This window comes from Streptomyces sp. NPDC059443 (genome assembly GCF_042750105.1).
Classification (GTDB): Bacteria; Actinomycetota; Actinomycetes; order Streptomycetales; family Streptomycetaceae; genus Streptomyces.
This window is the reverse complement of record NZ_JBHYVM010000021.1, coordinates 97,703-118,859: the sequence shown is the minus strand read 5'-3', so window position 1 is coordinate 118,859 and position 21,157 is coordinate 97,703. Positions and strand designations below refer to the sequence as shown.

General features: G+C 74.7%; 17 protein-coding genes. 8 read left to right on the top strand and 9 right to left on the bottom strand.

Going from position 1 to position 21,157, the window contains the following annotated elements; translation table 11 throughout:
- Positions 1–11 precede the first annotated feature (11 nt).
- From ACFXDJ_RS21260 to ACFXDJ_RS21245, 4 genes are all read right to left on the bottom strand, one after another.
- Complete coding sequence (locus ACFXDJ_RS21260) at positions 12–4,706, bottom strand: hypothetical protein (protein ID WP_384849906.1); 4,695 nt, start codon at positions 4,704–4,706, stop codon at positions 12–14.
- A gap of 96 nt (positions 4,707–4,802) precedes the next feature.
- On the bottom strand, positions 4,803–5,747 hold the full coding sequence (locus ACFXDJ_RS21255) for a hypothetical protein (RefSeq protein WP_384663327.1): 945 nt from the start codon (positions 5,745–5,747) through the stop codon (positions 4,803–4,805).
- Positions 5,744–6,409, bottom strand: a complete 666-nt coding sequence (locus ACFXDJ_RS21250) for a hypothetical protein (RefSeq protein ID WP_384663329.1) — start codon at positions 6,407–6,409, stop codon at positions 5,744–5,746. Before ACFXDJ_RS21250 ends, ACFXDJ_RS21255 begins: the two co-directional genes overlap by 4 nt.
- The gene (locus ACFXDJ_RS21245; RefSeq protein ID WP_384663330.1) at positions 6,406–7,911 is read right to left on the bottom strand and encodes a hypothetical protein; all 1,506 of its coding nucleotides are present in this window, start codon (positions 7,909–7,911) and stop codon (positions 6,406–6,408) included. The genes ACFXDJ_RS21250 and ACFXDJ_RS21245 overlap by 4 nt, the downstream gene beginning before the upstream one ends.
- Positions 7,912–8,061: 150 nt before the next feature.
- Here ACFXDJ_RS21245 and ACFXDJ_RS21240 point away from each other — a divergent pair, with 150 nt between their 5' ends.
- The 3 genes from ACFXDJ_RS21240 to ACFXDJ_RS21230 are packed head-to-tail and all read left to right on the top strand — an operon-like array spanning position 8,062 to position 10,435.
- Positions 8,062–8,862 carry a LamB/YcsF family protein gene (locus tag ACFXDJ_RS21240; RefSeq protein ID WP_384849903.1) on the top strand — a complete coding sequence of 267 codons (801 nt, stop codon included), beginning with the start codon at positions 8,062–8,064 and terminating at the stop codon, positions 8,860–8,862.
- 8 nt (positions 8,863–8,870) lie between these two features.
- The gene (locus tag ACFXDJ_RS21235) at positions 8,871–9,569 is read left to right on the top strand and encodes an allophanate hydrolase subunit 1 (RefSeq protein WP_384659874.1); all 699 of its coding nucleotides are present in this window, start codon (positions 8,871–8,873) and stop codon (positions 9,567–9,569) included.
- Complete coding sequence (locus ACFXDJ_RS21230; RefSeq protein WP_384659869.1) at positions 9,566–10,435, top strand: biotin-dependent carboxyltransferase family protein; 870 nt, start codon at positions 9,566–9,568, stop codon at positions 10,433–10,435. The genes ACFXDJ_RS21235 and ACFXDJ_RS21230 overlap by 4 nt, the downstream gene beginning before the upstream one ends.
- A 48-nt stretch (positions 10,436–10,483) precedes the next feature.
- On the opposite strand, the gene ACFXDJ_RS21225 is transcribed toward ACFXDJ_RS21230, so the two are convergent.
- The 4 genes from ACFXDJ_RS21225 to ACFXDJ_RS21210 form a co-directional block, all read right to left on the bottom strand.
- Complete coding sequence (locus ACFXDJ_RS21225) at positions 10,484–11,455, bottom strand: alpha/beta hydrolase (protein ID WP_384659866.1); 972 nt, start codon at positions 11,453–11,455, stop codon at positions 10,484–10,486.
- Positions 11,452–11,952, bottom strand: a complete 501-nt coding sequence (locus tag ACFXDJ_RS21220; RefSeq protein WP_384659864.1) for a DUF2867 domain-containing protein — start codon at positions 11,950–11,952, stop codon at positions 11,452–11,454. Before ACFXDJ_RS21220 ends, ACFXDJ_RS21225 begins: the two co-directional genes overlap by 4 nt.
- A gap of 75 nt (positions 11,953–12,027) precedes the next feature.
- On the bottom strand, positions 12,028–13,425 hold the full coding sequence (locus tag ACFXDJ_RS21215; protein ID WP_384659861.1) for a HEAT repeat domain-containing protein: 1,398 nt from the start codon (positions 13,423–13,425) through the stop codon (positions 12,028–12,030).
- A 332-nt stretch (positions 13,426–13,757) separates the two neighbouring features.
- Complete coding sequence (locus ACFXDJ_RS21210; RefSeq protein WP_384659858.1) at positions 13,758–14,174, bottom strand: ankyrin repeat domain-containing protein; 417 nt, start codon at positions 14,172–14,174, stop codon at positions 13,758–13,760.
- A 319-nt stretch (positions 14,175–14,493) separates the two neighbouring features.
- Here ACFXDJ_RS21210 and ACFXDJ_RS21205 point away from each other — a divergent pair, with 319 nt between their 5' ends.
- Together ACFXDJ_RS21205 and ACFXDJ_RS21200 are read left to right on the top strand one after the other, a co-directional pair.
- The gene (locus ACFXDJ_RS21205; protein WP_007262923.1) at positions 14,494–14,688 is read left to right on the top strand and encodes a hypothetical protein; all 195 of its coding nucleotides are present in this window, start codon (positions 14,494–14,496) and stop codon (positions 14,686–14,688) included.
- Positions 14,689–14,739: 51 nt separating this feature from the next.
- Positions 14,740–16,377, top strand: a complete 1,638-nt coding sequence (locus tag ACFXDJ_RS21200) for a hypothetical protein (RefSeq protein ID WP_384659855.1) — start codon at positions 14,740–14,742, stop codon at positions 16,375–16,377.
- A 17-nt stretch (positions 16,378–16,394) separates the two neighbouring features.
- On the opposite strand, the gene ACFXDJ_RS21195 is transcribed toward ACFXDJ_RS21200, so the two are convergent.
- On the bottom strand, positions 16,395–17,897 hold the full coding sequence (locus tag ACFXDJ_RS21195) for a PLP-dependent aminotransferase family protein (RefSeq protein ID WP_384659852.1): 1,503 nt from the start codon (positions 17,895–17,897) through the stop codon (positions 16,395–16,397).
- A gap of 244 nt (positions 17,898–18,141) precedes the next feature.
- Here ACFXDJ_RS21195 and ACFXDJ_RS21190 point away from each other — a divergent pair, with 244 nt between their 5' ends.
- From ACFXDJ_RS21190 to ACFXDJ_RS21180, 3 genes are all read left to right on the top strand, one after another.
- Positions 18,142–18,912: a glycerophosphodiester phosphodiesterase family protein gene (locus ACFXDJ_RS21190; RefSeq protein ID WP_384659849.1), complete on the top strand. Its 771-nt coding sequence runs from the start codon at positions 18,142–18,144 to the stop codon at positions 18,910–18,912.
- 67 nt (positions 18,913–18,979) lie between these two features.
- Positions 18,980–20,386, top strand: a complete 1,407-nt coding sequence (locus ACFXDJ_RS21185) for an MFS transporter (RefSeq protein ID WP_384659847.1) — start codon at positions 18,980–18,982, stop codon at positions 20,384–20,386.
- A 300-nt stretch (positions 20,387–20,686) separates the two neighbouring features.
- Complete coding sequence (locus tag ACFXDJ_RS21180; RefSeq protein ID WP_007262928.1) at positions 20,687–21,061, top strand: RNA polymerase-binding protein RbpA; 375 nt, start codon at positions 20,687–20,689, stop codon at positions 21,059–21,061.
- The last annotated feature ends 96 nt before the right edge of the window (positions 21,062–21,157 follow it).

Sequence of the window (21,157 nt, the reverse complement as noted above, 5' to 3'; positions counted from 1 at the left end):
GGCCCGGCTCGTCAGGAAAGGTCGCGGCGGAACATGCGGGTCGCCGTGATCTCGCCGTGGATCGTCTCCTCGTCGGGGGACTGCTGGGGCAGCCCGGGGCGCAGGTGCTCCTCGACGCTGATGTACTTCAGCCCCGCCCGCAGGTCGGCGTCGTTGCGCAGCCGGATGACCAGCGGGAACTCGGCGAGGGCCGTGGTGTCGAACAGGCCCGTCGTGTACAGCAGCTGGACTCCGAGCGCGTCCGAGACGGCCCGCTGGAGCTCCAGCAGGTACGTGGCGTTCGCGCGCCCGATCGGGTTGTCGAGGAACAGCGTGCCCGCGTGCCGGTGCTTGTCGCGGCCCCGGTCGTTGCTGCGCAGCGCCGCCATCGTGCAGTAGAGCGCGATCGCGGCGGTGAGCAGCTGGCCGCCGGAGAACACGTCGCCCATCTGGCCGACCGGGACCCGCTCGGCGCGCAGTACCGCGTCCGGCTTGAGGATCTCCACCGAGATGCCCTTGGGCTCCAGGGCCGCCTGGACCCCGTGCAGCAGCAGCGACATGCCGTCGCGGCGGCCTTCACCGAAGGAGGCGGTGCTGTTCTTCTTCACGGCCGCGCGGGTCGCCTCGTCGATGACCTCGCCGAGCCGCTCGGTGAGGGTGGCCTGGTCGGGCTCCTCGAAGCGGATGCGCACGAACTCCTGGCCCGACCACTCCCCCAGGCCCTCGGGGAGCTGGGAGAGCCGCTGGGCGGAGCGCAGGGTGGCCAGGGCGGACTCCACGAGTCCGCGCAGCCGGTCCACGATGCTGTCGCGGTTGCGCTCCAGCTGCGCCAGCTCGTCGGTGAGGACGCGCAGCCGGGGGGCGAAGGCGACGGCCCAGGCCGCCGCGTGCTCGGGCAGGGCGGAGGCGGGCAGTTCGCGGATCTGCTGGCGCGCGGGGGTGCGTACCTGCTCGTATCGGTTGGCGTTGGCGTGCCGGACCAGGATGTCGCTCGCCTCGCGGACGGCGGCCTCGGCGGCCGACAGGTCGGCGGCGCAGCCCCGTAGCGAACGGCGGGCCTCCGCGGCCGACTGACGGGCCTCCTCCAGGGTGCCGGGGTGGGACACCGGCTCCTGCTCGTCCTCCTGGTGGGTGTGGTCCCGCAGCAGGTCCCGGAGCAGGGCGGCGGTCTCGTCGAAGCCGCCCGCGCCGTCCTCGGCCGTGCGGTGGGCGCGCAGCAGGTCGGCGTGGGCGGCGCGCGCGGAGTCCAGGGCGGCGCTGTGGGCGCCGAGCTGGGCGGTCGCGGTGCGCAGCATGGCCTGGGCCTGCTCGACGTTCCCGGGGACCAGGTCCTCGGGCAGTTCGGTGTGCGCCCCGCCCTCGGCGGGGGCGTGCCGTTCGGCCTCGCCGCGCAGCCGGCCGAGGTGCTCGCTCGCGGTGGACGCCCGGGTCTCCAGCATCTGTACGAGGGCCTCGGCGCGGGCGGCCGCGGCCTGCCGGGACGGGCCGTCGGCACCGTCGGTGCCTTCGAGGAGCTGGGCGGCGCGGACGCGGACCTTGTTGGTGAGGCGGTCGAGCTCGGCGAGGGCGGCGCTCTCGTCGCTCTCGGCGCGGGCCTGTTCGGCGCGCAGGTCGGCGCCGACGCCGACCTTCTCGTAGAGCCGGGAGGCGGCGCGGTAGGCCTCGCGGAGGTCGGGGAGCGGGGCCTTCGGGGTGCCGTCGGCTGCGGGCAGCGGGTCCGGGGCGCCCGCGACCTCGGCGCGTTCGCCGCGCAGGGCGCGGGCGGTGCGGCGGGCGTCGTCGGCGGCGCGCTGGGCGGCGCGGCGGTCCTCGTCGGCGGCCCGGGCCCGGTCGAGGCAGGCTTCGGCGCGGGCCTCGGACTCGGCGGTGTCCTCGGCGAGTTCGCGCAGCCTGGTCTGCCAGCCGGCGCGTTCGCGCAGCCGGTAGGCGAGTCCGGCGAGGGCGTCCGCGACGCGTCGGGCGCGCTGGGCGGCGTCCTGGCGCTCGTCGCGGACGCGGGCGGCGTCGGCGGAGGCCTCGTCGGCCTCGGCGCGGACGGTACGGGCCTCCGCGAGCTCGGTCTCGGTCTCCTCGGCGAAGGTGCGGGCGGCGGCGGCCTGCTCCGCGAGCTCGGCGAGCCGGCCGGGCGGGCAGCCGGTGCGCCAGGAGCGGAGCCGGGCGGCGAGTTCGCGGTCGCCGGAGAGGCGCGCGGCCAGCTCCCGGATCTCGGTGTCGCGGGCGGTGGCGCGGGTGCGCAGCGCCTGGCGCTCCTCGTCGGCGGCGTGTTCGTCGTGCATGGCCGGGTTCGGCGGTACGAGGAACACCCCGTCGGCCGAGTCCCCGGCCGGGGGTACGGGCGCCAGCAGCGCGGCGGCGGTGCCGACGGCGACGGTGGAGCGGGGCAGCAGGGCCGCGCCGGTGAGGACCTCGCGGGCGCGGGCGTGGGTGTCGGGGTCGGTGATGACGACGCCGTCGACGAGTTCGGGGCGGGCGGCGAGGACGGCCGCGTGGTCGGCGGGGTCCACGGACTGCGCGAGGTAGCGCCAGCCCGGGAGGGCCGGGATGCCGTGTTCGCCGAGGTACTCGACGGTGGCGAGGACGTCGGGGCCGGGCGGCAGCAGGCCGCCGTCGCCGAGGGCCCCGAGGATCCGGGAGTCGTCGGCGGCGGCGGTGCGCAGCTCGAAGAGCTGACGTTCGGCCGAGCCGACGGTGTCGGCCAGCATCCGGGCCAGTTCGTCGGAGCCCCGGTCGAGGTCGGCGACGGTCAGCCCGCCTGGGGCTGCGGCGCTGCCGGGCTGCCCGCCGGAGCGGGCTCCGGCGGAACCGGACGCGCCGACGCCGTCGCCGGGGCCGGATCCGGATCCGGGGGCCGAGACGTCGGAGAGGTCGGAGACGTCGGAGGCAGAAGGCAAGCCGAGCAGGGCCGCCAGGCGGGGCGAAGCCGCCAGGGAGGCGGCGGCGCGTTCCTCGGCTTCGTGGGCGGCCTCGGCCGCGTCGGCGGCGTCCGCCGCGCGGGCGGCGGTGAGTTCGGCGCGGGATTCCGCCCCGGTGGCCTCCCGGGCGGCTTCGGACGCGCGGCGGGCGGCCTCGCGGGACTCGTCCCAGGCGGCCACGGCCGTCTTCTCCGCGTCGGCGGCGGCCAGCGCGGCGCGCGCCGGGTCGGCGTCGGGGGCGGAGTCGTCGAGCCAGCCGGCCCGGACGGCCTCGGCGGTCTCCTGCTGGACCTCGGCGAGGCGGGCGCGCAGGTGCTCGGCCTCGCTGCGGGCCCGCTGGGCGGCCGTGGCGGCGGCGGTGGCGTCGCGGTGGGCGGCCTCGCCGGTCGCCTGGAGGACGGCGGACCGCTCCTCCTCCTCGTTGGCGGCGCGTTCGCCCTGCTCGGCGGCGGTGTGCAGGGCCCGTACGAGTTCGGCGGCGGCGGTGGCGCGGGCGGCCAGCGCGGGGGCGGCGTCCCGCTCGGCCTCCAGGATCGCGGCGGCGACCCGGGCGGAGCCGTCGGCGGCGGCGCGGTGGCGCAGGACGGTCTCGGCGGCCTGCCAGGCGGAGTGCAGGGTGCGGGCTTCGAGGAGCTCGCGGCGCTGCGCGGCGGCCGCCTTGTCGGCGACGGTCAGGGCCAGCGAGGCGTGCCGGTAGGCAAGTTCGGCGGAGACGGCGGCGCTGCGGGAGCGCGCGGACTCGGCGGCGGTGACCTCGTGGGCGGCTCCGGTGACCCGCTGCGCGAGGTCGGCGGCGAGGCCGCGTTCCTCGGTCGCGCGGGCGGACAGCCGCCGGGCGAGGGAGCGGGTGCGGCGCTCGGCGCCCGCGTGGACGTCGCGCAGCCGGGAGCGGGTCCCGGCGGCCTCGACGATCTTGGTGAGGAGGTCCACGGAGCCCGCGGTGAACTCCCGTTCGGCCATCAGCTCGGCGCGGCGGCCGAGCTTGTTGCCGAAGCCGTGGACGAGGTCGGCGAGGCCGTCGGTGTCCCGGGTGTCGGTGACGGCGCGCAGCAGGAGGTCGGTGAAGTCGGAGTCCTTCTTCACCGCGAAGAGGCCGGCGGCCTCGCCCTCGTCGGCGTTCATCTCGCGCTGGTAGCGGAAGAGTTCGGGGTCGAGGCCGACCTCGGTGAGGTGCTCGTTCCAGCGGTCGTGGATCTCCTCGAAGTACACCTCCAAGTGCGGGTAGGCCTTGCCTGCTTCGGTGAGGGCGTCGCGGAAGCCCTTCATCGTGCGGCGCCGTCCGCGGGCACCGGAGACGCCTTCGGCGGGCGGGCGCACCGAAGTGGCCTCGGCCACCGGGAGGTTGTCCAGGCTCAGCCCGGGACCGGGGCGGAAGGAGTACCAGGCCTCGGCGAACTTGCGCGGGTCGTTGGAGACCTGGCGTCCGCGCCACTCGCTGACCTTGCCGACGACCACGCATTCGCCGGTCTGGGTGTGCTGCCACTCCAGCGCCACGTGGCCGCAGTCGTCGGCGAGCAGGAACTTGCGCAGCACGCCGGAGCTGGCGCCGCCGAGGGTGTTGCGGTGGCCGGGGAGCATCACCGAGAAGATCAGCTTGAGCAGGACGGACTTGCCGCCGCCGTTCTCCAGGAACAGCACGCCGGCCGGCGCGGGGCGCCGGGGCGGGCCGGTGGGCTCGTCCTCGAAGAACTCCGCCTGCGCGGGCGCCGGGTGGGGCACCGGCTCGCCGACTCCGCGCAGGTCGAGCACGGTGTCGGCGTAGCGCGCGCCCGCGGGCCCGATGGAGTAGAGGCGGATCCGGGACAGCTCGTACATGGCGGCGGGTTCTCGCGGTCTCTCGTGGTTCGTACGGGGATCAGTGACTCGGCGGTTCGCCCGCGCGGCGGCGGGGAGGTCGGCTGGTGCGCCGGCTCAGGCGTGGAAGGGCAGCCCGGCGTCGGCGGCGAGCTCCAGGTCGTCGCCCTCGGGCGGCGGCAGCAGGCTGGCGGAACCGTCGCTGACGGCCACCACCCCCAGCTCCAGCAGCTCCGCCATGGCCGCGCTGCCCGCCATGTCGCGGACCTGGAGCTGGTAGCGGGGCGTGGTGCGGTAGGTGCCTCCGGAGTCGTCCCCGGTGCGCTGGAGGAAGCCGGAGTCGGTGAGGAAGGCGGCGGCCTTGCCGACGATGCCGGTGGTGGAACCGGCCAGGCGGCGCGCGTCCTTGGTGGCGCCGGTCGCGCTGCGGCGGGAGTAGACCCGCCAGGCGGCCTCCAGTCCGGGGGCGTCGGAGGCCGGGTCGGTGTTCTCCCCGAGCTCCTCGGCGCGCTCCTCCAGGCGGCGGCAGGTCTGGCGGACGAAGGAGTCGACGCCGTTGACGGTGATCCGGCCGATGTAGCCGTCGTCGGCGAGGTCCTCGGGGCGGGGGAAGGCCAGGGCGGCGACGGCGAGGTGGGCGAGGCCGTGCAGGAAGCGGTCCGCGGAGTCGGCGGTGGCGCGGCGGGCGTAGTCGCCCATGCGGACGGCGAAGACGGAGTCCTCACCGGCGGCGACGGCCATGCCGGCGCGCGGGGACACCTCCAGGACGACGAGTCCGAGGCCGGTGGCGACGGCGTCGGCGAGCCGCCCGAAGGCGGGCTCCTCGCGGTAGCGGCGCAGCAGCTCCGCGTACTCGGCGTCCCGGGCGGGCAGCAGCTTGGGCTGGAGCCCGAAGGCGACCAGTCGCGCGGCGTCGGCGGCGTCGGCCGGGGTCACGGAAGTGGCGGCCGGGGCCAGGCCCGGTGCCTGGGGCGGAGCCTGGAGGGTGGCCCGTGCCGGGGCCGAGGCCTCGTGCGCCTCGGGCTCGCTCCACGCGGGGTGCTCGGCGTGGTGGTCGCTCACGGGTGGGTCTCCTCGGCGGTGCGGGCGGTTCGGGTACGGGTGCTGCGGATGCGGGCGCCGGCGGTCCCGGTGCGGCGGGTCCGGGCGCAGCCGCTGCGGGCGCTGCCGGTACGGGCGCCGGCGGTACGGGCGCTGCCGGTACGGGCGCCGACGGTACGGGCGCCGACGGTACGGGCGCCGGCGGTACGGGCGCCGACGGTGTGCGGGGCCGCTTCGGCGGAAGAGGGGCTTCCCCCACCCCGTCCCTTCCCGAAAGCGGGGGCGAGTCCCCACACCCCCGGCCGGGCCGCCGGGACGGGGCCGTGCGGCGGGGTGTGACGGATGCCCGGGTCCCGGGTTCCGGCGGGCGCGCCGCCCTGCGCGGGGAGCGCCACAGCCGTGGTGGCCGACGCCCGCGGCAGCGCGGGCCGGACGGAGCGGGCCCCGGAGCCGGGTGACGCCAGGGCGGCAGCGGCCGGCGCGCGCAGCGGCGTACGCCCGACCGCACGGGAATCGGAGGCGGGTGCCGCCCCGGAACCCGAGCATCCCGCACCGCGGGCGCCGTCCGGCGCGCGCAGCGCCGTACGCCCGGCACCGCAGGTGTCGGCCGGTCGGCGCGCGACGGCCGGGGAGACGGCCCCGGGGCCCGTCCCACGGCCCGGCCAGGGCATGCGCATGCTCATGCCGCCTCCGTGCGGTCCGCCGTCATGGCGGCCGCGTCGAGCAGGGCGGTGCCGACGATGAGGTCCGCGCCGCCGAACTCCGGGTCTTCGAGTTCGGTGCCGTCGTCGACGGCGAAGAGCAGCCGCTCCTCGCCCTGGCGGTACGCCGTGCCCACCGCCGGGCTCGCCGCGTGGACGGCCAGCAGGGCGACCAGGTACGGCAGCTCCGGGTCGGAGCGGCGGGCCTCCGCCAGCAGGCCCGACAGCCGGCGCGGGGCGTCGTGCGGGAGCTCCAGGAGCTCCATCGCGGCGGCGAGCTGCTCCTCGCTGAACCGGCTGTCGTCGGGGGTCGCGATCAGGTCGGGCTCCGGCATCTCCGCGCCGAGGTGCTCCCGCTCCACCGGCGGGGTCAGCAGGATCTCCACCAGGTCGGCGACCCGGACCGAGACGGGGGTGCGCAGCCCGGCGCCTCCCGCGAAGAAGGCGTCCGTCACCCGGGAGGCCTGGGCGAGCGGCAGCGGCAGCAGGGGGGCCACGAGCTGCCCGTACAGGTCGATGCCGGAGCGCGGCGCGGGGGCCGCGAAGGCCTGGCGGTCCTGTTCGGCGCGGAAGAGCGGGCCGGCGTCCAGCAGCCGGGACTGGAGCTGCGTGTGGCGGCGGATGCAGTCCTTGACGATGTCGACGAGCTCGGCGGCGCGCCGCTTGTTCTCCGGCTCTTCCGCCTCGTCGCGCGCCCTGCGGATGTTGGTGAGGATCGCGTTCTCGTGACGGTAGCGGTCGGCGACGTGGTCGAGGGCCTCGGCGATCATGTCGGGGACGGTCACCAGCCAGTCCACCGCCCGCACGTTGCGCCGGGTCGCGTCGAGCGTGCGGCGCAGGGTCTCGGCGTACTGGACGGTCCGGTAGCGGGCCTGTTCGGCGGCGAGCTGGGCGTCGGCGAGCCGGCCCCGGCTGATCAGGACCTCCAGCTTGACCTCGGCGGCGATCTGCGCGCTGGTGACGTCCGTGTCGAGGGCGCCGACCAGGACGTTGACGGCCTCGTCCGTGGTCCGCAGGTACACCGCGCCGCCGTAGCCCGGGACTTCCTCGATCAGTTTGAAGTCGTAGTCCCGGCGGACGTACACCCCGTCGGGCCCGAACGTGCCGTAGATCGCCCGGAAGCCCCGGTCGACGCTGCCGACGTTGATCAGGTTCTCCAGCACCCAGCGGGCCACCCGCTCGTGCTCGGCCGCCGGGCGGCCCGGAGCCTGGGCGGCGATGCGCGGAAGCAACCGGGCCACTATCTGTTCGTGGTCGGCTCCGGTGTCGAAGTCCATGTTGAGGGTGACCAGGTCGATCGCGGCGAGCGCGACCTCCGCCATCGCGTAGCCCCCGTACTCACCGGCCAGATTGGCTTTGCGTACGTCGAGGTCGTGCAGCGGGGCGGTGCAGGCGAGCGCGCGCAGCCGCCGAGCCAGGCCCTCGTCGGCGGCCGGGCCCGGCGCCGGGGACGGATGGGTCTTCGCCGGGGCAGGGAAAGTCACGGGCAAAGACTAGGCGCTGACAGTGACAACATCCCAAACGGGACGGTTCGGCGCCTTCGTCCCCGCCGGAGCCGGTCCGGAGCCGGTCCGGGGGCGGACGGACGGCGGAAGGACGCGAATACGGCCCGCCCGCTGTTCTACGCTCACCGCATGGCTTCCATGATCACACCGGATGCGTCCGGCCCCTCCCCCGTGATCGACCTCAACGCCGACCTCGGCGAGGGCTTCGGCCGGTGGACGCTGACCGACGACGAGGCCCTGCTGTCCGTCGTCACCAGCGCCAACGTCGCCTGCGGGTTCCACGCGGGCGACCCGTCCATCATGCGCCGCGTCTGCGAACTGGCGGCCGCCCGCCGGGTACGGATCGGCGCGCAGGTCTCGTACCGCGACCTGGCGGGCTTCGGGCGCCGCGCCATGGACGTGCCGGCCGGTGAACTGGCCGACGAGGTGGCGTACCAGATCGGGGCGCTGGAGGTGTTCGCGAAGGCGGCCGGCTCCAGGGTGTCGTACGTGAAACCGCACGGGGCGCTCTACAACCGGACCGTGCACGATGCCGATCAGGCCGGCGCCGTCGTCTCGGGCGTGCTGCTGGCAGCCGGGCGCGAAGGTCTCCCGGTGCTCGGCCTGCCCGGCTCGCAGCTGCTCGCCGCCGCCGGACGGGCCGGGCTGGCGGCCGTCCCGGAGGCCTTCGCCGACCGCGCCTACACCCCGGCGGGCACCCTCGTGCCGCGCGGCGAGCCGGGAGCCGTGGTCCACGACCCGGACTCGGTGGTCGCCCGTGCGGTCGCGATGGCCGCCGATGGCGTGGTGAGCGCCGCCGACGGATCCCGCATCGCGGTGGCCGCCCGCTCGCTCTGCCTGCACGGGGACACCCCCGGGGCGGCGGACCTGGCCTTGCGCGTCCGGGCGGCGCTCGGCGCGGCCGGGGTCCGGGTGGAGGCGTTCGCGTGAACGGTGCGGTGAGGGCCCTGCCCGTGGGCGACGCGGCCCTGCTCCTGGAGGTGGACTCCGCCGATGAGGTGGCCGCGCTCCACGCGGAACTGCTGCGCCGCCGGGACGCGGGCGAACTCTCCGGGCCGGGCGGCGCACGGGACGGCGCACCGGACGGCGTACAGGGCGGCGTACGGGACATCGTGCCCGCGGCCCGGACCGTCCTGCTCGACGGCGTGAGCGACCCGCGCGCCCTGGCCGCCCGCATCGCCCGCTGGAAGATCCCGCCGCTCGCACCGGCCGACGGACCGCTGGTCACGGTCCGGGTGCGCTACGACGGGCCCGACCTGCCGGAGGTGGCCGCCCTCTGGGGGGTCGCCCCTGAGGAGGTCCCCGGCATCGTCGGCTCCATCGGCTTCCGCGTCGCCTTCTGCGGCTTCGCCCCCGGCTTCGGCTACCTCACCGGCCTCCCGGACCACCTGCGGCTGCCCCGCCGCGCGACACCCCGTACGGCCGTCCCGGCGGGCTCGCTGGCGCTGGCGGGCGAGTACGCGGGGGTCTACCCCCGCTCCTCCCCCGGCGGCTGGCAGCTGATCGGCTCCACCGACGCGGTGCTGTGGGACCCGGCACGGGAACCGGCCGCCCTCCTCGCACCGGGGGTACGGGTCCGGTTCACGGAGACGGAGACAGACACAGAGGCTGAAACAGAGCCGGAGGCAGCGGCATGAGGGCCTTCGAAGTGGTCCGGCCGGGCGCGCTGACGACGGTCCAGGACGGGGGCCGCCCCGGCTACGCGCACCTCGGCGTACCCCGCTCGGGCGCCCTCGACGGGGCGGCCCACACCCTGGCCAACCGCCTCCTGGGCAACCCCCCGCGGACCGCCGTGCTGGAGACCACCCTCGACGGCGTGGGCCTGCGGGCCCTGGCCGGCCCGCTGCTCGTCGCCGTGACCGGCGCCCCCTGTGCCGTACGGGTCTGCGGGCGAGCCGCGCCCTGGGGAGCCCCGGTCCTGCTGCGCGCCGGGGCGGAGCTTTCCGTGGGCCGGGCGGAGCAGGGGGTGCGCAGCTACGTGGCGGTGCGGGGAGGGTTCGCCGTGGAGCCGGTCCTCGGCAGTCGCTCGACGGACCTGCTGTCGGGCCTGGGCCCCCCGGTCCTGACGGCGGGAGCCCTGCTGCCGGTGGGCCCGCCCGGCCCGGATCCGGTGGCCGGCGTGGACACCCCCGCCACCCCGGGCCCGCCCTCGGAACTCGTCCTCCCGCTGCGCCTGGGCCCGAGGGCCGACTGGTTCGACGCGGAATCACTGACGAACCGCCTGCTGCGCGCCCGCTACCGCGTCTCCCCGGCTTCGAACCGCATCGGCCTGCGCACGGAGGCGGGCCCGCCCCTGACCCGCGCCCGCTCCGGCGAACTCCCGAGCGAGGGCATGGTCTTGGGCGCGGTCCAGGTCCCCCCGGACGGCTACCCGGTGGTCTTCCTGGCCGACCACCCGGTGACGGGCGGCTACCCGGTCGTCGGCGTGGTCCCGCCGGGCCCCGCCCTGGACGCGGCGGCGCAGGCCGGGCCGGGAGTGGCGGTGCGCTTCGTACAACGGTGACGATGACGTTGACGTTGACGGTGACGGTGACGGTGACGACAGGTCTTGCTACCGCGTCAGGATCCGCCGGAGCCAGCGGAGACGGGCCTCGCGGGCGTCCTGGCTGAGGGCCGCTTCCGGCGCGAAGGAGTCGAACCCGTGGAAGGCCCCGGGCCACACGTGCAGTTCGGCCCGGCCGCCGGCCTGCCAGATGGCGTCGGCGTAGGCCACGTCCTCGTCCCGGAACGTCTCCGCCGACCCGACCTCGATGTACGCGGGGGGCAGCGCGGACAGGTCCGTGGCCCGGGCGGGAGCCGCGTACGCCGACAGGTCCTCGGCGCCGTACCGGTCGCCCAGCGCCGCCTGCCACGCGGTGGCGTTGGAGGTCCGGTCCCAGGTGTCGATGCCGGCCATCTGGTGGCTGGAGCGGGTGTTGTCGCGGTCGTCGAGCATGGGACACAGGAGCAGCTGCCCGATCGGAGCGGGCCCGCCCCGGTCACGGGTGAGCAGGGCGAGCGCCGCGGCGAGTCCGCCGCCGGCGCTCTTCCCGCCGATGACGATCCGGTCCGCGTCCACACCCAGCCGGGCGGCGTGCTCGGCCACCCAGACCAACCCGGCGTAGCAGTCCTCCACCGGTCCGGGGTACTGCGTCCGCGGCGCGAGCCGGTAGGAGACGGAGACGACGGCCAGCCCCAGCGGGAGGGCCCATTCGCGGAGCAGCTGCGGAAGCACGCACCAGGCGTTGCCCATGACCATTCCGCCGCCGTGCATGTAGTACAGAACCGGCAGCGGCCCGGCGGTTCCGGCGGGCCGTGCGCTCACGAGCGTGACGTCCGGCGCGCCCGCCGGTCCCGGCACGCGCAGCTCGTCCACGTCGAAGCGGCCGCCGTCCCGGAGTTCCCGGACCGTCGGCCTGGGCCGGACGGCGGCGTCCCGCTCCTGCTGGGCGGCGAGGTTCTCCGGCGTGAGCGGTTCCCGCCCCGCGTCGGTCGATGCCGCGAGGGCCGAGCCGAGCTCGCGGTCGAAGGGCGGCGCGCTCACCGGCGAGGACGGAGCAGGCTGGCGACGACGAGGTGGTGGAAGGGCTCGATGGCGCGGAAGTAGAGGCGCCCGACGGTCCGGTCGAACCGGACCACCGTCGTGCAGACGCCCTCCGAACCCGACCCGTCGGCCTTGGCCCGTACGGCGAACGAGGCCCGGAAAGCGAGGTGCTTGTCGTCGTCCCCGCAGAGGACCTCGTCCTGCGTGACCGACAGGACGCGGAACGGTCCGCGCTTCACACCCGGTTCGATCCGGGTCTCGGCCGCCTTCCCCCGCTCCTGCACCCGGAGGCCGAACGGAGCGACCAGCCTGTCGCGCAGGGCCATGAGCCGGCCCACCCAGGCGGGACCCCCCGTGGAGACGAGCTGGACGAAGTCCGCGGCGCTCGTTCCGGCGGCCACGTCGACCGCGACCGCGTCCACGTGGTCGTAGGACCCGAGACTCGCGACCGCGGCCCCCACCACCGGCGACACCCGCCGGCGAACCGTTCCACCCATCACGCAACCCCCTTTGGCCGTCGGCCCATTACCTCATACGGGCCCCTGGGCCGACCGGCCGCCCCGAAGGGCCGGCTACACCGCCGACTCCGGCGTGATGCGGCTGCGCACCGCCGACTGCACGTCCTCTTCCTCCGCCGGGTCCGCGGCCAGCCGCCGCAGCCTCGGCGCGACGCGGGCGTCGGCCGTCTCGGCGTGGTGGGCGGCCACCTCGCGGGTGGTCTCCTCGCAGTCCCAGAGGCATTCCACCGCGAAGCCCGACCCGAACGACGGGTCCGTGGCCGCCAGGGCCCGCGCGGCCCGGCCCCTCAGGTGCGAGGAGGAGGTCTCGCGGTAGATGTGGCGCAGCACCGGCGCCGCGCAGCCGATCGCGAGCCGGCCGGCCCCGTCGACCAGGGCGAACAGCCGTACCGAGTCGGGGCCGGAGCCGCGCACCGTGGAGCGCAGTGCTCCGAGTACCGCGCCCGCGTCCTCGGCTCCGCCACGGGCGGCCAGGAGGGCCGCCGCGGCCCCTCCGAGGGCGTCGGGGCGGTGGGCCCAGCGCCGGGCCCGTTCGACGGCGCCGGGGCCGCACATGCGCTCGTAGGCGGCCACGGCGGGTTCGTCCCCGGCGGCTTCGATGAGGTCCAGTACGGCCGGGTTCTCCGGCTCGGCGAGGACCAGGTGGTGCAGTGCGGTGGCGCGGGCGGCCTCGCCACCGGCTCCGGCTGCGGCCGCGAGGATCGCGGAGCGGTCCTCGGGGGTGGCCACGGCGGCGAGGCAGCGGGCGGCGGGTACGTGCAGCGGGGTGCCCCGGCGCAGGCCGTCGGCGGCCCAGTCGAAGACGGCCTGGACGCCCCAGCCGGGCTGGGGGCCGCGCGGGGTGAGCTGGCGCTGCCAGCGGTCGAAGGAGCCCTGCTGGCGGGCGGCGCGCAGGCGCTCGCCGTAGGCGGGGTCCTCTTCCCACAGGCACCAGGGCCTGGGTTCGTACGCGTCGCGGACGGCGGCGGCCAGCCGCGCCTCACCCTCCGCGGTGGCGGGGAAGCGGGCGAGCACGGGGGCGGCCAGCGAGCGCAGCCCCTGGTCGTCGTCGCGCAGGGCGAGCTCGTCGAGGGCCCAGGCCCAGCCGGCGCCCGTGGCGGCGTAGCGGCGCAGCAGCATGAGCGCGTCGTCGCGGCCGTACGAGGCCAGGTGCCCGAGCACGGACAGCGCGAGGCCGGTGCGGTGCTCGTCCTCGTCGACGAGGTCGTCGACGCCGAAGAGGTGGTTCTCGATCTCGCCGAGGGGGCCGTCGAGGTCCACGTACAGGCGGGCGTAGTACAAGGAGCGGTTCTCGACCTGCCAGTCCTGGCGGGGGTCGCCGGCCACGCACTGGTTGAGCGCCGACAGGGCCTCGGCCCTGGGCGCGGCAAGTGCGTGCAGCGTTCCGTCGCCGCGCCCCCGCTGGAGGAGCCCGAGCAGGGTGCCGCTTGGCGCTATGACTGGTTCGAACATGGGAATGGCCTCAAATCAAGCTGGGGACGCAACCGGGAATCGGGATTCACAGGGCCGCGTAACAGCATGTGAGGACGTCCGCCGTCATGTTCCGCTCGATGTAGACCATTGCCTTCTCACTCTCGTCGGTGCTCCGCGACCAGGGCGGCGGTCCCCCGGCAGGAGTGGGGACCGGACACCCGTTGTGTCCTGCCCGCTCCTGCCCGTCCGCCATGTCCGCGAATCGAATCCGACGTCATGATGACCCAGGCGGTTTGTGCGCCGCGACCACATTTAAGGCCGCCGTGACCAATCCGTGAGGCTGGACCGGCCACGGACCCGCCAAAAGCGGACTACTTGGCTCCGAAAAGTTCCAGCAGGTCAGCCTTTGCGAACATGCGGGCCGTGTCCACGGCGGAGGGGGTTCCGGCCTCCGGATCGGCCCCGCCGGCGAGCAGCGCGCGGATGACGGCCTCCTCGCCCTTGAAGACCGCTCCGGCGAGCGGGGTCTGGCCCCGGTCGTTGGCGCGGTCGGCCTCGGCGCCGCGGGCCAGCAGGGCCGTGACGGCCTCGGCGTGGCCGTGGTACGCGGCGAGCATGACGAGGGTGTCGCCGCGGTCGTTGGTGAGGTTCGCCGGGACGCCCGCGTCGAGGTAGGCGGCGAGGGTCTCGGTCTCACCCCGGCGCGCGAGGTCGAAGATCTTGGTGGCCAGCTCGATGACGTCCTCGTCGGGAACGTCCTGGGAGCTGCCCTCGACGTGCTCACTCATCGGTCGTACCGCCTTTCACGGGATCGCGCGGGATGACCCGGGGTTACCCGGGGTCGCGCGGGCAGGGGTGCGTACGGCAGCGCATCCGTACGGGTGAATCGTCAGGGTAGCGCCCGGACCTGCACATGAGCGGGCCGGGCCGAGGCAATGATCACCCCGCGAGCCTCTTGCTTCCTACGCGTCCGGCGCGCCAGCCGGGCTGGGCCGGTCAAGTGAAAAAAGCTGGGATTCACCCGTATGCACCTTTTGTCGCATTGATACTTCCTGTGAGCCTGGAAGAACTGATGGTGACCGTCCCCACCCACCAGGAGAACCTCTCATGGTCCTGTCCATCTCAGGTGTCGTACTGCTCGGCATCATCTGCTTCCTCTTCTTCAAGAAGGACGGAATGAAGCTGACGCACGCGTTCGTCTGCGCGCTCTTCGGCTTCTTCCTCGCGGGCTCCGCCATCGCCCCCAGCATCACGGCGAGCACGGCGAGCCTCGCGAGCCTTCTCGGCGGGATCAAGCTCTAGCGCCCGGCACCCGGCACCCACCCGAAGCATCCACAACTCCAGGAGACGCCCGTGGCCCGGCGCCCACTTCCCCGCATCCTCACCAGCGGCACCGTGTCGCTGACCCGGGGCCGCGATTTCGCTCGCACGGCCGCCGACAGCGCCACGGACGTCCTCCATCCGCTCCTCATCATCGGACGCGGCCTGCGCATCCTGGCCTCCGCCGGGCGGCGCAAATGGTGCGACACCCCCAAGGACAAGCGTGGTCCCGCGCTGTTCCTGGGAGCCGCCTGCGTCCTCGTGGTCGCGCTCGTCCCCTACGGCCCCGTCACCGCCCTGATCACCCTCATGGCGGCGGCGGCCTGGCAGGGACGCGACCGCACCCCGGTGAAGACCGGGCCCAGCGATGCCGAGACCGAACGCCTCGGCTCCCTCTACGAAGCCCTCGTGCCGTACTTCTCCATCCCGGAGGACCCGAGTCCGCTCTTCGCCCACGGCGGGGAATGGGACAAGGCCTTCAGCGGCTACGAGTTCGACGAGGCGGGCCGCGTCACCCGGCTCCACATCCGCTACCCGGCCTACTTCACCGATGGCGAGGCCGCGTCACGGGCCCGGATCGAGGCACTGCTGCACGCCAAGTCCGGGCGCGGACGGGAGTATCTCTTCGACTGGGACGAGGAGGGCAACCAGCTCGACCTGAGTGTGCTGGCGGCGCTGCCGACAGGTATCGCCGCCCAGCCCTTCGTGACCGCCCCCGGTGAGACCGTGCTCGGATTCACCGACGCGGGCAGCGTGCAGCGCACCCTGCCCGTCCTGGAGGGCGACGAGCCCCGCGACATGCCGCCGGTCATCTGGCGCACCGGCTCCCGCTCCGCCGAACCCCACCTGCTGGCCGTCGGCCAGCCCGGCGCCGGCACGTCCACGCTGCTGCGCTCGGTCGCCCTGCAAGCCCTGCGGCACGGGGGCGAGGTACTGATCGTGGAGGGCGGCGGCAGCGGCGAGTACTCCTGCCTCTCCGGCCGCTCCGGGGTCCTCGCCGTGGAGTGCGGGCCGAGCGGGGCGCTGTCCACCCTGGAGTGGGCCGCCCGCGAGACGGAGCGGCGGCTGATCGCCGCCCACCGGGCCCGCGAAGCCGGCCGGCCCGCGCCCGAGGACACCCGGCGCCCGCTGTGGATCCTGCTCGACCGGCCCAGCGTGCTGGCCCACCTGGCCACCGCCGAGGGCGCCCCCGACCCGCTCGCGCAGCTCCAGGTGCCGCTGCGGCACGGACGCGCGGCGCACGTCACCGTGGTGGTGGCCGAGCAGTTCGACCACCTGGAGCTGCTGCACGACTCCGTCTGGCAGCACACCAGGGCCCGGGTGGTGCTCGGAGCCGCCACCATCCAGCAGATCGCCGACGTGCTGGGGCTGCCCCCGCACACCACGCCCACGGCCGTCGTGCCGCCGGGGCGCGGGTACGCCCGGCTCGGCGCCGGTCCCGTGCACCGGTTGCAGGTGCCCGCCACGCCCGACCCGTACGACGAAGCCACCCACCCGGGACACCGGCAGGCGGTACTGGAGCTGCTGCCCGAGCGGCAGGCGCAGCCCAAGCCCGTCCCGGACCACGTCACGCTGAGCAAGCCCCTGCACATCGTCCAGCCGCCGGCCCGGTCCCAGGACCCGGCGATCGACGCCTCGGAGATCCCCGAGGTCCCGGCGGACGCCCCGTAGGCCTACTCGGCCAGGGCCTACGCGACGAACGTGCGCGGCGGCTCCGCGCCGCCGCCGCCCGCTCCGGTGCCGACCAGCCGGGCCGCGGCCGCCAGCCGGGCCGCCGCTTCCTCGGCCACCGGGCCGCCGACGGTGAACGGGAGCCGTACGTACCCCTCGAAGGCCCCGTCGACGCCGAACCGGGGCCCCGAGGGGACCCGTACGCCGACCCGCTCGCCCACCTCGGCCAGCCGGGAGCCGGACAGCCCGCCCGCACGGGCCCACAGGGTCAGACCGCCCAGCGGGACCCGGAACTCCCAGTCCGGCAGCTCCCGGCGCACCGCAGCGACCAGCGCGTCCCGGTTCTCGCGGGCCTGGTCCCGGCGGATCTCCACGGCCTGGGCCCAGCCGCCGGTGCGCATCAGCCAGTTCACCGCGAGCTGTTCCAGCACGGGGGTGCCGAGGTCGGCGTAGGCGCGGGCCGCGACGAGGCTGCGGATGACGTCGGGGGCCGCGCGGACCCAGCCGATGCGCATGCCGGCCCAGAAGGCCTTGCTGGCGGAGCCGACGGTGATGACGGTGGAGCCGGCCGGGTCGAAGGAGCAGACCGGGCGCGGCATCTCCATCGTCGGGTCGAGCTGGAGCTCGACCATGGTCTCGTCGGCGACGAGCACGGTCCCGGCCGAGCGGGCCGCTTCCACCATCGCGCGGCGCTGCTCGTCGGAGGCGAGCGCCCCGGTGGGGTTGTGGAAGTCGGCGACCACGTAGGCGAGGCGGGGGGCGGAGTCGCGCAGGACCTGACGCCAGACGTCCATGTCCCAGCCGGTCAGCCCCTCCGCCATGGCGACCGGCACCAGGCGCACGCCGGCGGCGCGCATGAGCTGGAGGATGTTGGCGTAGGACGGGGATTCGACGGCGATCCGCTCGCCGCGCCCCGCGAAGAGGCTGCAGATGGCGTCGATGGCGCCCATCGCGCCCGTGGTGACCATGATCTGCTCGGGCATGGTCGGGATGCCGCGCTCGGTGTAGCGGTCGGCGAGCATGCGGCGCAGGGCGGGCAGCCCGGCCGGGTAGTCCCCGTGGGTGTGGGCGTACGGCGGGAGTTCCTCCAGGGCGCCCTGGACGGCCTTGGTGAGCCAGGGCTCGGGGGCCGGGAGGGCGGCGCAGCCGAGGTCGATCATCGAGCCGAGGGACTCGGGGGGCAGGGGCTCCAGGCCGCGGGCGGGCATGGGGTTCCCGGCGGGCACGGAGGTCCAGCTCCCGGCACCCCGGCGGGACTCCAGGAACCCCTCGCCGCGCAGGGCCTCGTAGGCGGCGGCGACGGTGGTGCGGCTGACGGAGAGCGCGACGGCGAGCTCCCGCTCGGCGGGCAGCCGGGCTGCGACGGGGACACGGCCCTCCAGGACGAGGAGGCGGATCCCGTCGGCGAGGGTGCGGTACGCGGGCAGCTTGCGCGCACCGGGCACCGCGGCCCGGCCCTGCTGGGAGGTGATGAGCCGGCCGAGCTGTGCGGCACCTACCGCCGAGGTCCACTGCGCCATGCGATCCGGTCCACCTTCGTCGAATTGGCCCCTGCCGTCCCACTGAGGGGCGGGATTGGATTGGTTCCGCAGGTCCAGAGTGCCACGCGGCGCTCCCGTCCGGACCAGGAGGGTCGCCGCCTACCCGGTACCGGGTAGGCACCGGGCCGGTACGGGGCCGTACGCGACCGCGCCGGCGGGGCCGTTCACCGGGCGGACACCGGGCCGCTCCCACCCTGGCGGGGACAGCAGGCATACTGCCGCGGTGACGCACGTACGCCTCCCCCACCCTTATCTCGACCACCCGGCTCCGATCCCCTTCGCGCACCGCGGCGGGGCCGCGGACGGGCTGGAGAACACCGCCGCCGCCTTCCGGCGGGCCGCCGACGCGGGCTACCGGTACTTCGAGACCGATGTGCACGCCAGCGCCGACGGGAAGCTGGTGGCCTTCCACGATGCGACCCTGGACCGGGTCACCGACGGGCAGGGCCGGATCCGCGAGCAGCAGTGGAGCCGCATCCGGGAGGCCCGGGTCGGCGGGACCGAGCCGCTCGCGCTCTTCGAGGAGCTCCTGGAGGAGTTCCCGGACGCCCGCTGGAACGTGGACATCAAGGACGAGTCGGCCCTGCACCCGCTGGTCAACCTGATCGCGCGCGCCGGGGCCTGGGACCGGGTGTGCGTGGGCTCCTTCTCGGAGCGGCGGGTGGCGCGGGCCCAGAAGATCGCCGGTCCCCGGCTGGCGACCTCGTACGGGGTGCTCGGGGTGCTCGGGCTGCGGCTGCGCTCGTACGCGATCCCGGCGGCGCTGCGCGCGGGGGCGGTGGCGGCGCAGGTTCCCGAGACCCAGGGGGGCATCCGCGTGGTGGACCGGAGGTTCGTCCGCGCCGCGCACGAGCGGGGTCTCCAGGTGCACGTGTGGACCGTGAACGAACCGGAACGTATGGAGGCTCTACTCGACCTGGGTGTCGATGGCATCATGACCGACCGGATCGACATCTTGCGCACGGTGCTGGACCGGCGCGGGGCCTGGGCCTGACAAGCCAGTGGGCCGCCGCGTCCGGTGCGGCGGCCGGAGCGGTACGGGGACCAGCGAGGGGGCACTCATGAGTGCGCAGACCACAGATCAAGCGGAATCCGGGGCGGAGGACGGCAGAGGGACCGCTTCGGCGGCCACCGCCGGAGCCGCCTCCGCTGCGGCGGCGCGCAAGCGCGAGCAGCACGGCTGGTACTTCTACGACTTCGCCTGCTCGGTGTATTCGACGAGCGTGCTCACCGTGTTCCTAGGCCCGTACCTGACGGCCGTGGCCAAGGCCGCGGCGGACGCCGACGGGTACGTGCACCCGCTGGGCATCCCGGTCCGGGCCGGTTCGTACTTCGCGTACTCCGTGTCGGTCTCGGTGATCGTGGCCGTCCTGATCATGCCGCTGGCCGGCGCGCTCGCCGACCGCAGCGGCCGCAAGAAGCCGCTGCTGGCGGCGGCCGCGTACACGGGGGCGGCGGCGACCGCCGGGATGTTCCTCCTGGGCGGCGACCGCTACCTGCTCGGCGGGCTGCTGCTGATCGTCGCGAACGCCTCACTGGCGGTCTCGATGGTGCTCTACAACGCCTATCTGCCGCAGATCTCCACCCCCGACGAGCGGGACACCGTCTCCTCGCGCGGCTGGGCCTTCGGGTACACCTCGGGCGCCTTCGTCCTCGTACTGAACCTCGTGCTCTTCCAGGGCCACGACTCCTTCGGGCTCTCGGAGGGCATGGCCGTACGGATCTGCCTGGCCTCGGCGGGGCTCTGGTGGGGCGCCTTCACGATCATCCCGCTGCGGCGGCTGCGGGACCGGGCCGTGGTCCGGGAGGCGGGGGCGGGTCCGACGGTCAGCGGCTGGAAGCAGCTCATCGCCACCCTGAAGGACATGCGGCGCTACCCGCTGACCCTGTCGTTCCTGCTGGCGTACCTGATCTACAACGACGGCGTGCAGACCGTGATCTCCCAGGCCTCCATCTACGGATCGGAGGAGCTGAAGCTGGAGCAGTCGACGCTGATCGTGGCCGTACTGCTCGTGCAGATCCTCGCGGTGGCGGGCGCGCTGGGGATGGGCCGGCTGGCCGTGCTCTACGGCGCCAAGCGGACGATTCTGGGTTCGCTGGCCGCCTGGGGGCTGACGCTGGCGGCCGGTTACTTCCTGCCGGCCCGCACCCCGGTCTGGTTCTTCGCGCTCGCCTCGATGATCGGACTGGTGCTGGGCGGGAGCCAGGCGCTGTCGCGCTCGCTCTTCTCGCACCTGGTGCCGGCGGGCAAGGAGGCCGAGTACTTCTCGGCGTACGAGATGAGCGATCGGGGGCTGAGCTGGGTGGGGCCGCTGGTCTTCGGCATCACCTACCAGGTCACGGGGAGCTACCGGGACGCGATCATCTCGTTGGTGGTGTTCTTCGCACTGGGTTTCGTGCTGCTCGCCCGAGTGCCGGTCCGGCGCGCGGTGGAGGCGGCGGGGAATCCTGTACCCGAGCGGATCTGAGCGGGTCTGCCCGGATCCTGGGACGCGAATTCGGAACAGATTTCGACGTTCAAGCGAAGGGCCGGTAGTGTACGCCTTTGGCCTGCCAGGCGGACCGTTACTGCGTGCTCACTGAGTGAAGACGTTGGGTGACATCTGCTGCCAGATGTGACAAAACGGGCATTGGTGGGTACAACAAGGGGCGGCACGACGGGCGACGCATGACCCGGAGCGGGAATCTATACCGCCGACCGGACGTTGACCGGATGACGACGACAGCGACACCTGTCCTGTGGGCGACAAGCCCGGGAGGCACGATTCATGAGTGAGCGAGCTCTCCGCGGTACGCGGCTCGTGGTTACCAGCTACGAGACGGACCGCGGCATCGATCTGGCCCCGCGCCAGGCGGTGGAGTACGCATGCCAGAACGGACATCGATTTGAGATGCCGTTCTCGGTTGAGGCAGAAATTCCGCCGGAGTGGGAGTGCAAGGCGTGCGGCGCCATGGCACTCCTGGTCGACGGGGACGGGCCCGAAGAGAAGAAGGGCAAGCCTGCGCGAACGCACTGGGACATGCTCATGGAGCGGCGCACCCGCGAGGAGCTGGAGGAAGTGCTCGCCGAGAGGCTTGCGGTCCTTCGTTCCGGCGCCATGAACATTGCCGTGCATCCGCGCGACAGCCGCAAGTCCGCCTGACACCCGGACGACAGCAACACAGCTCCAACGCCGAGGGCCCCCGCCACACAGTGTGTGGCCTGTCTCTTATAAACAACTGACGCTGCCGACGAAAAG

Coding starts and splice junctions, on each gene's coding strand:
- ACFXDJ_RS21230 (WP_384659869.1), top strand. CDS start 9,566: ATGAGGGCCTTCGAAGTGGTCCGGCCGGGCGCGCTGACGACGGTCCAG.
- ACFXDJ_RS21240 (WP_384849903.1), top strand. CDS start 8,062: ATGGCTTCCATGATCACACCGGATGCGTCCGGCCCCTCCCCCGTGATC.
- ACFXDJ_RS21205 (WP_007262923.1), top strand. CDS start 14,494: ATGGTCCTGTCCATCTCAGGTGTCGTACTGCTCGGCATCATCTGCTTC.
- ACFXDJ_RS21180 (WP_007262928.1), top strand. CDS start 20,687: ATGAGTGAGCGAGCTCTCCGCGGTACGCGGCTCGTGGTTACCAGCTAC.
- ACFXDJ_RS21185 (WP_384659847.1), top strand. CDS start 18,980: ATGAGTGCGCAGACCACAGATCAAGCGGAATCCGGGGCGGAGGACGGC.
- ACFXDJ_RS21210 (WP_384659858.1), bottom strand. CDS start 14,174: ATGAGTGAGCACGTCGAGGGCAGCTCCCAGGACGTTCCCGACGAGGAC.
- ACFXDJ_RS21215 (WP_384659861.1), bottom strand. CDS start 13,425: ATGTTCGAACCAGTCATAGCGCCAAGCGGCACCCTGCTCGGGCTCCTC.
- ACFXDJ_RS21250 (WP_384663329.1), bottom strand. CDS start 6,409: ATGAGCATGCGCATGCCCTGGCCGGGCCGTGGGACGGGCCCCGGGGCC.
- ACFXDJ_RS21220 (WP_384659864.1), bottom strand. CDS start 11,952: ATGGGTGGAACGGTTCGCCGGCGGGTGTCGCCGGTGGTGGGGGCCGCG.
- ACFXDJ_RS21260 (WP_384849906.1), bottom strand. CDS start 4,706: ATGTACGAGCTGTCCCGGATCCGCCTCTACTCCATCGGGCCCGCGGGC.
- ACFXDJ_RS21195 (WP_384659852.1), bottom strand. CDS start 17,897: ATGGCGCAGTGGACCTCGGCGGTAGGTGCCGCACAGCTCGGCCGGCTC.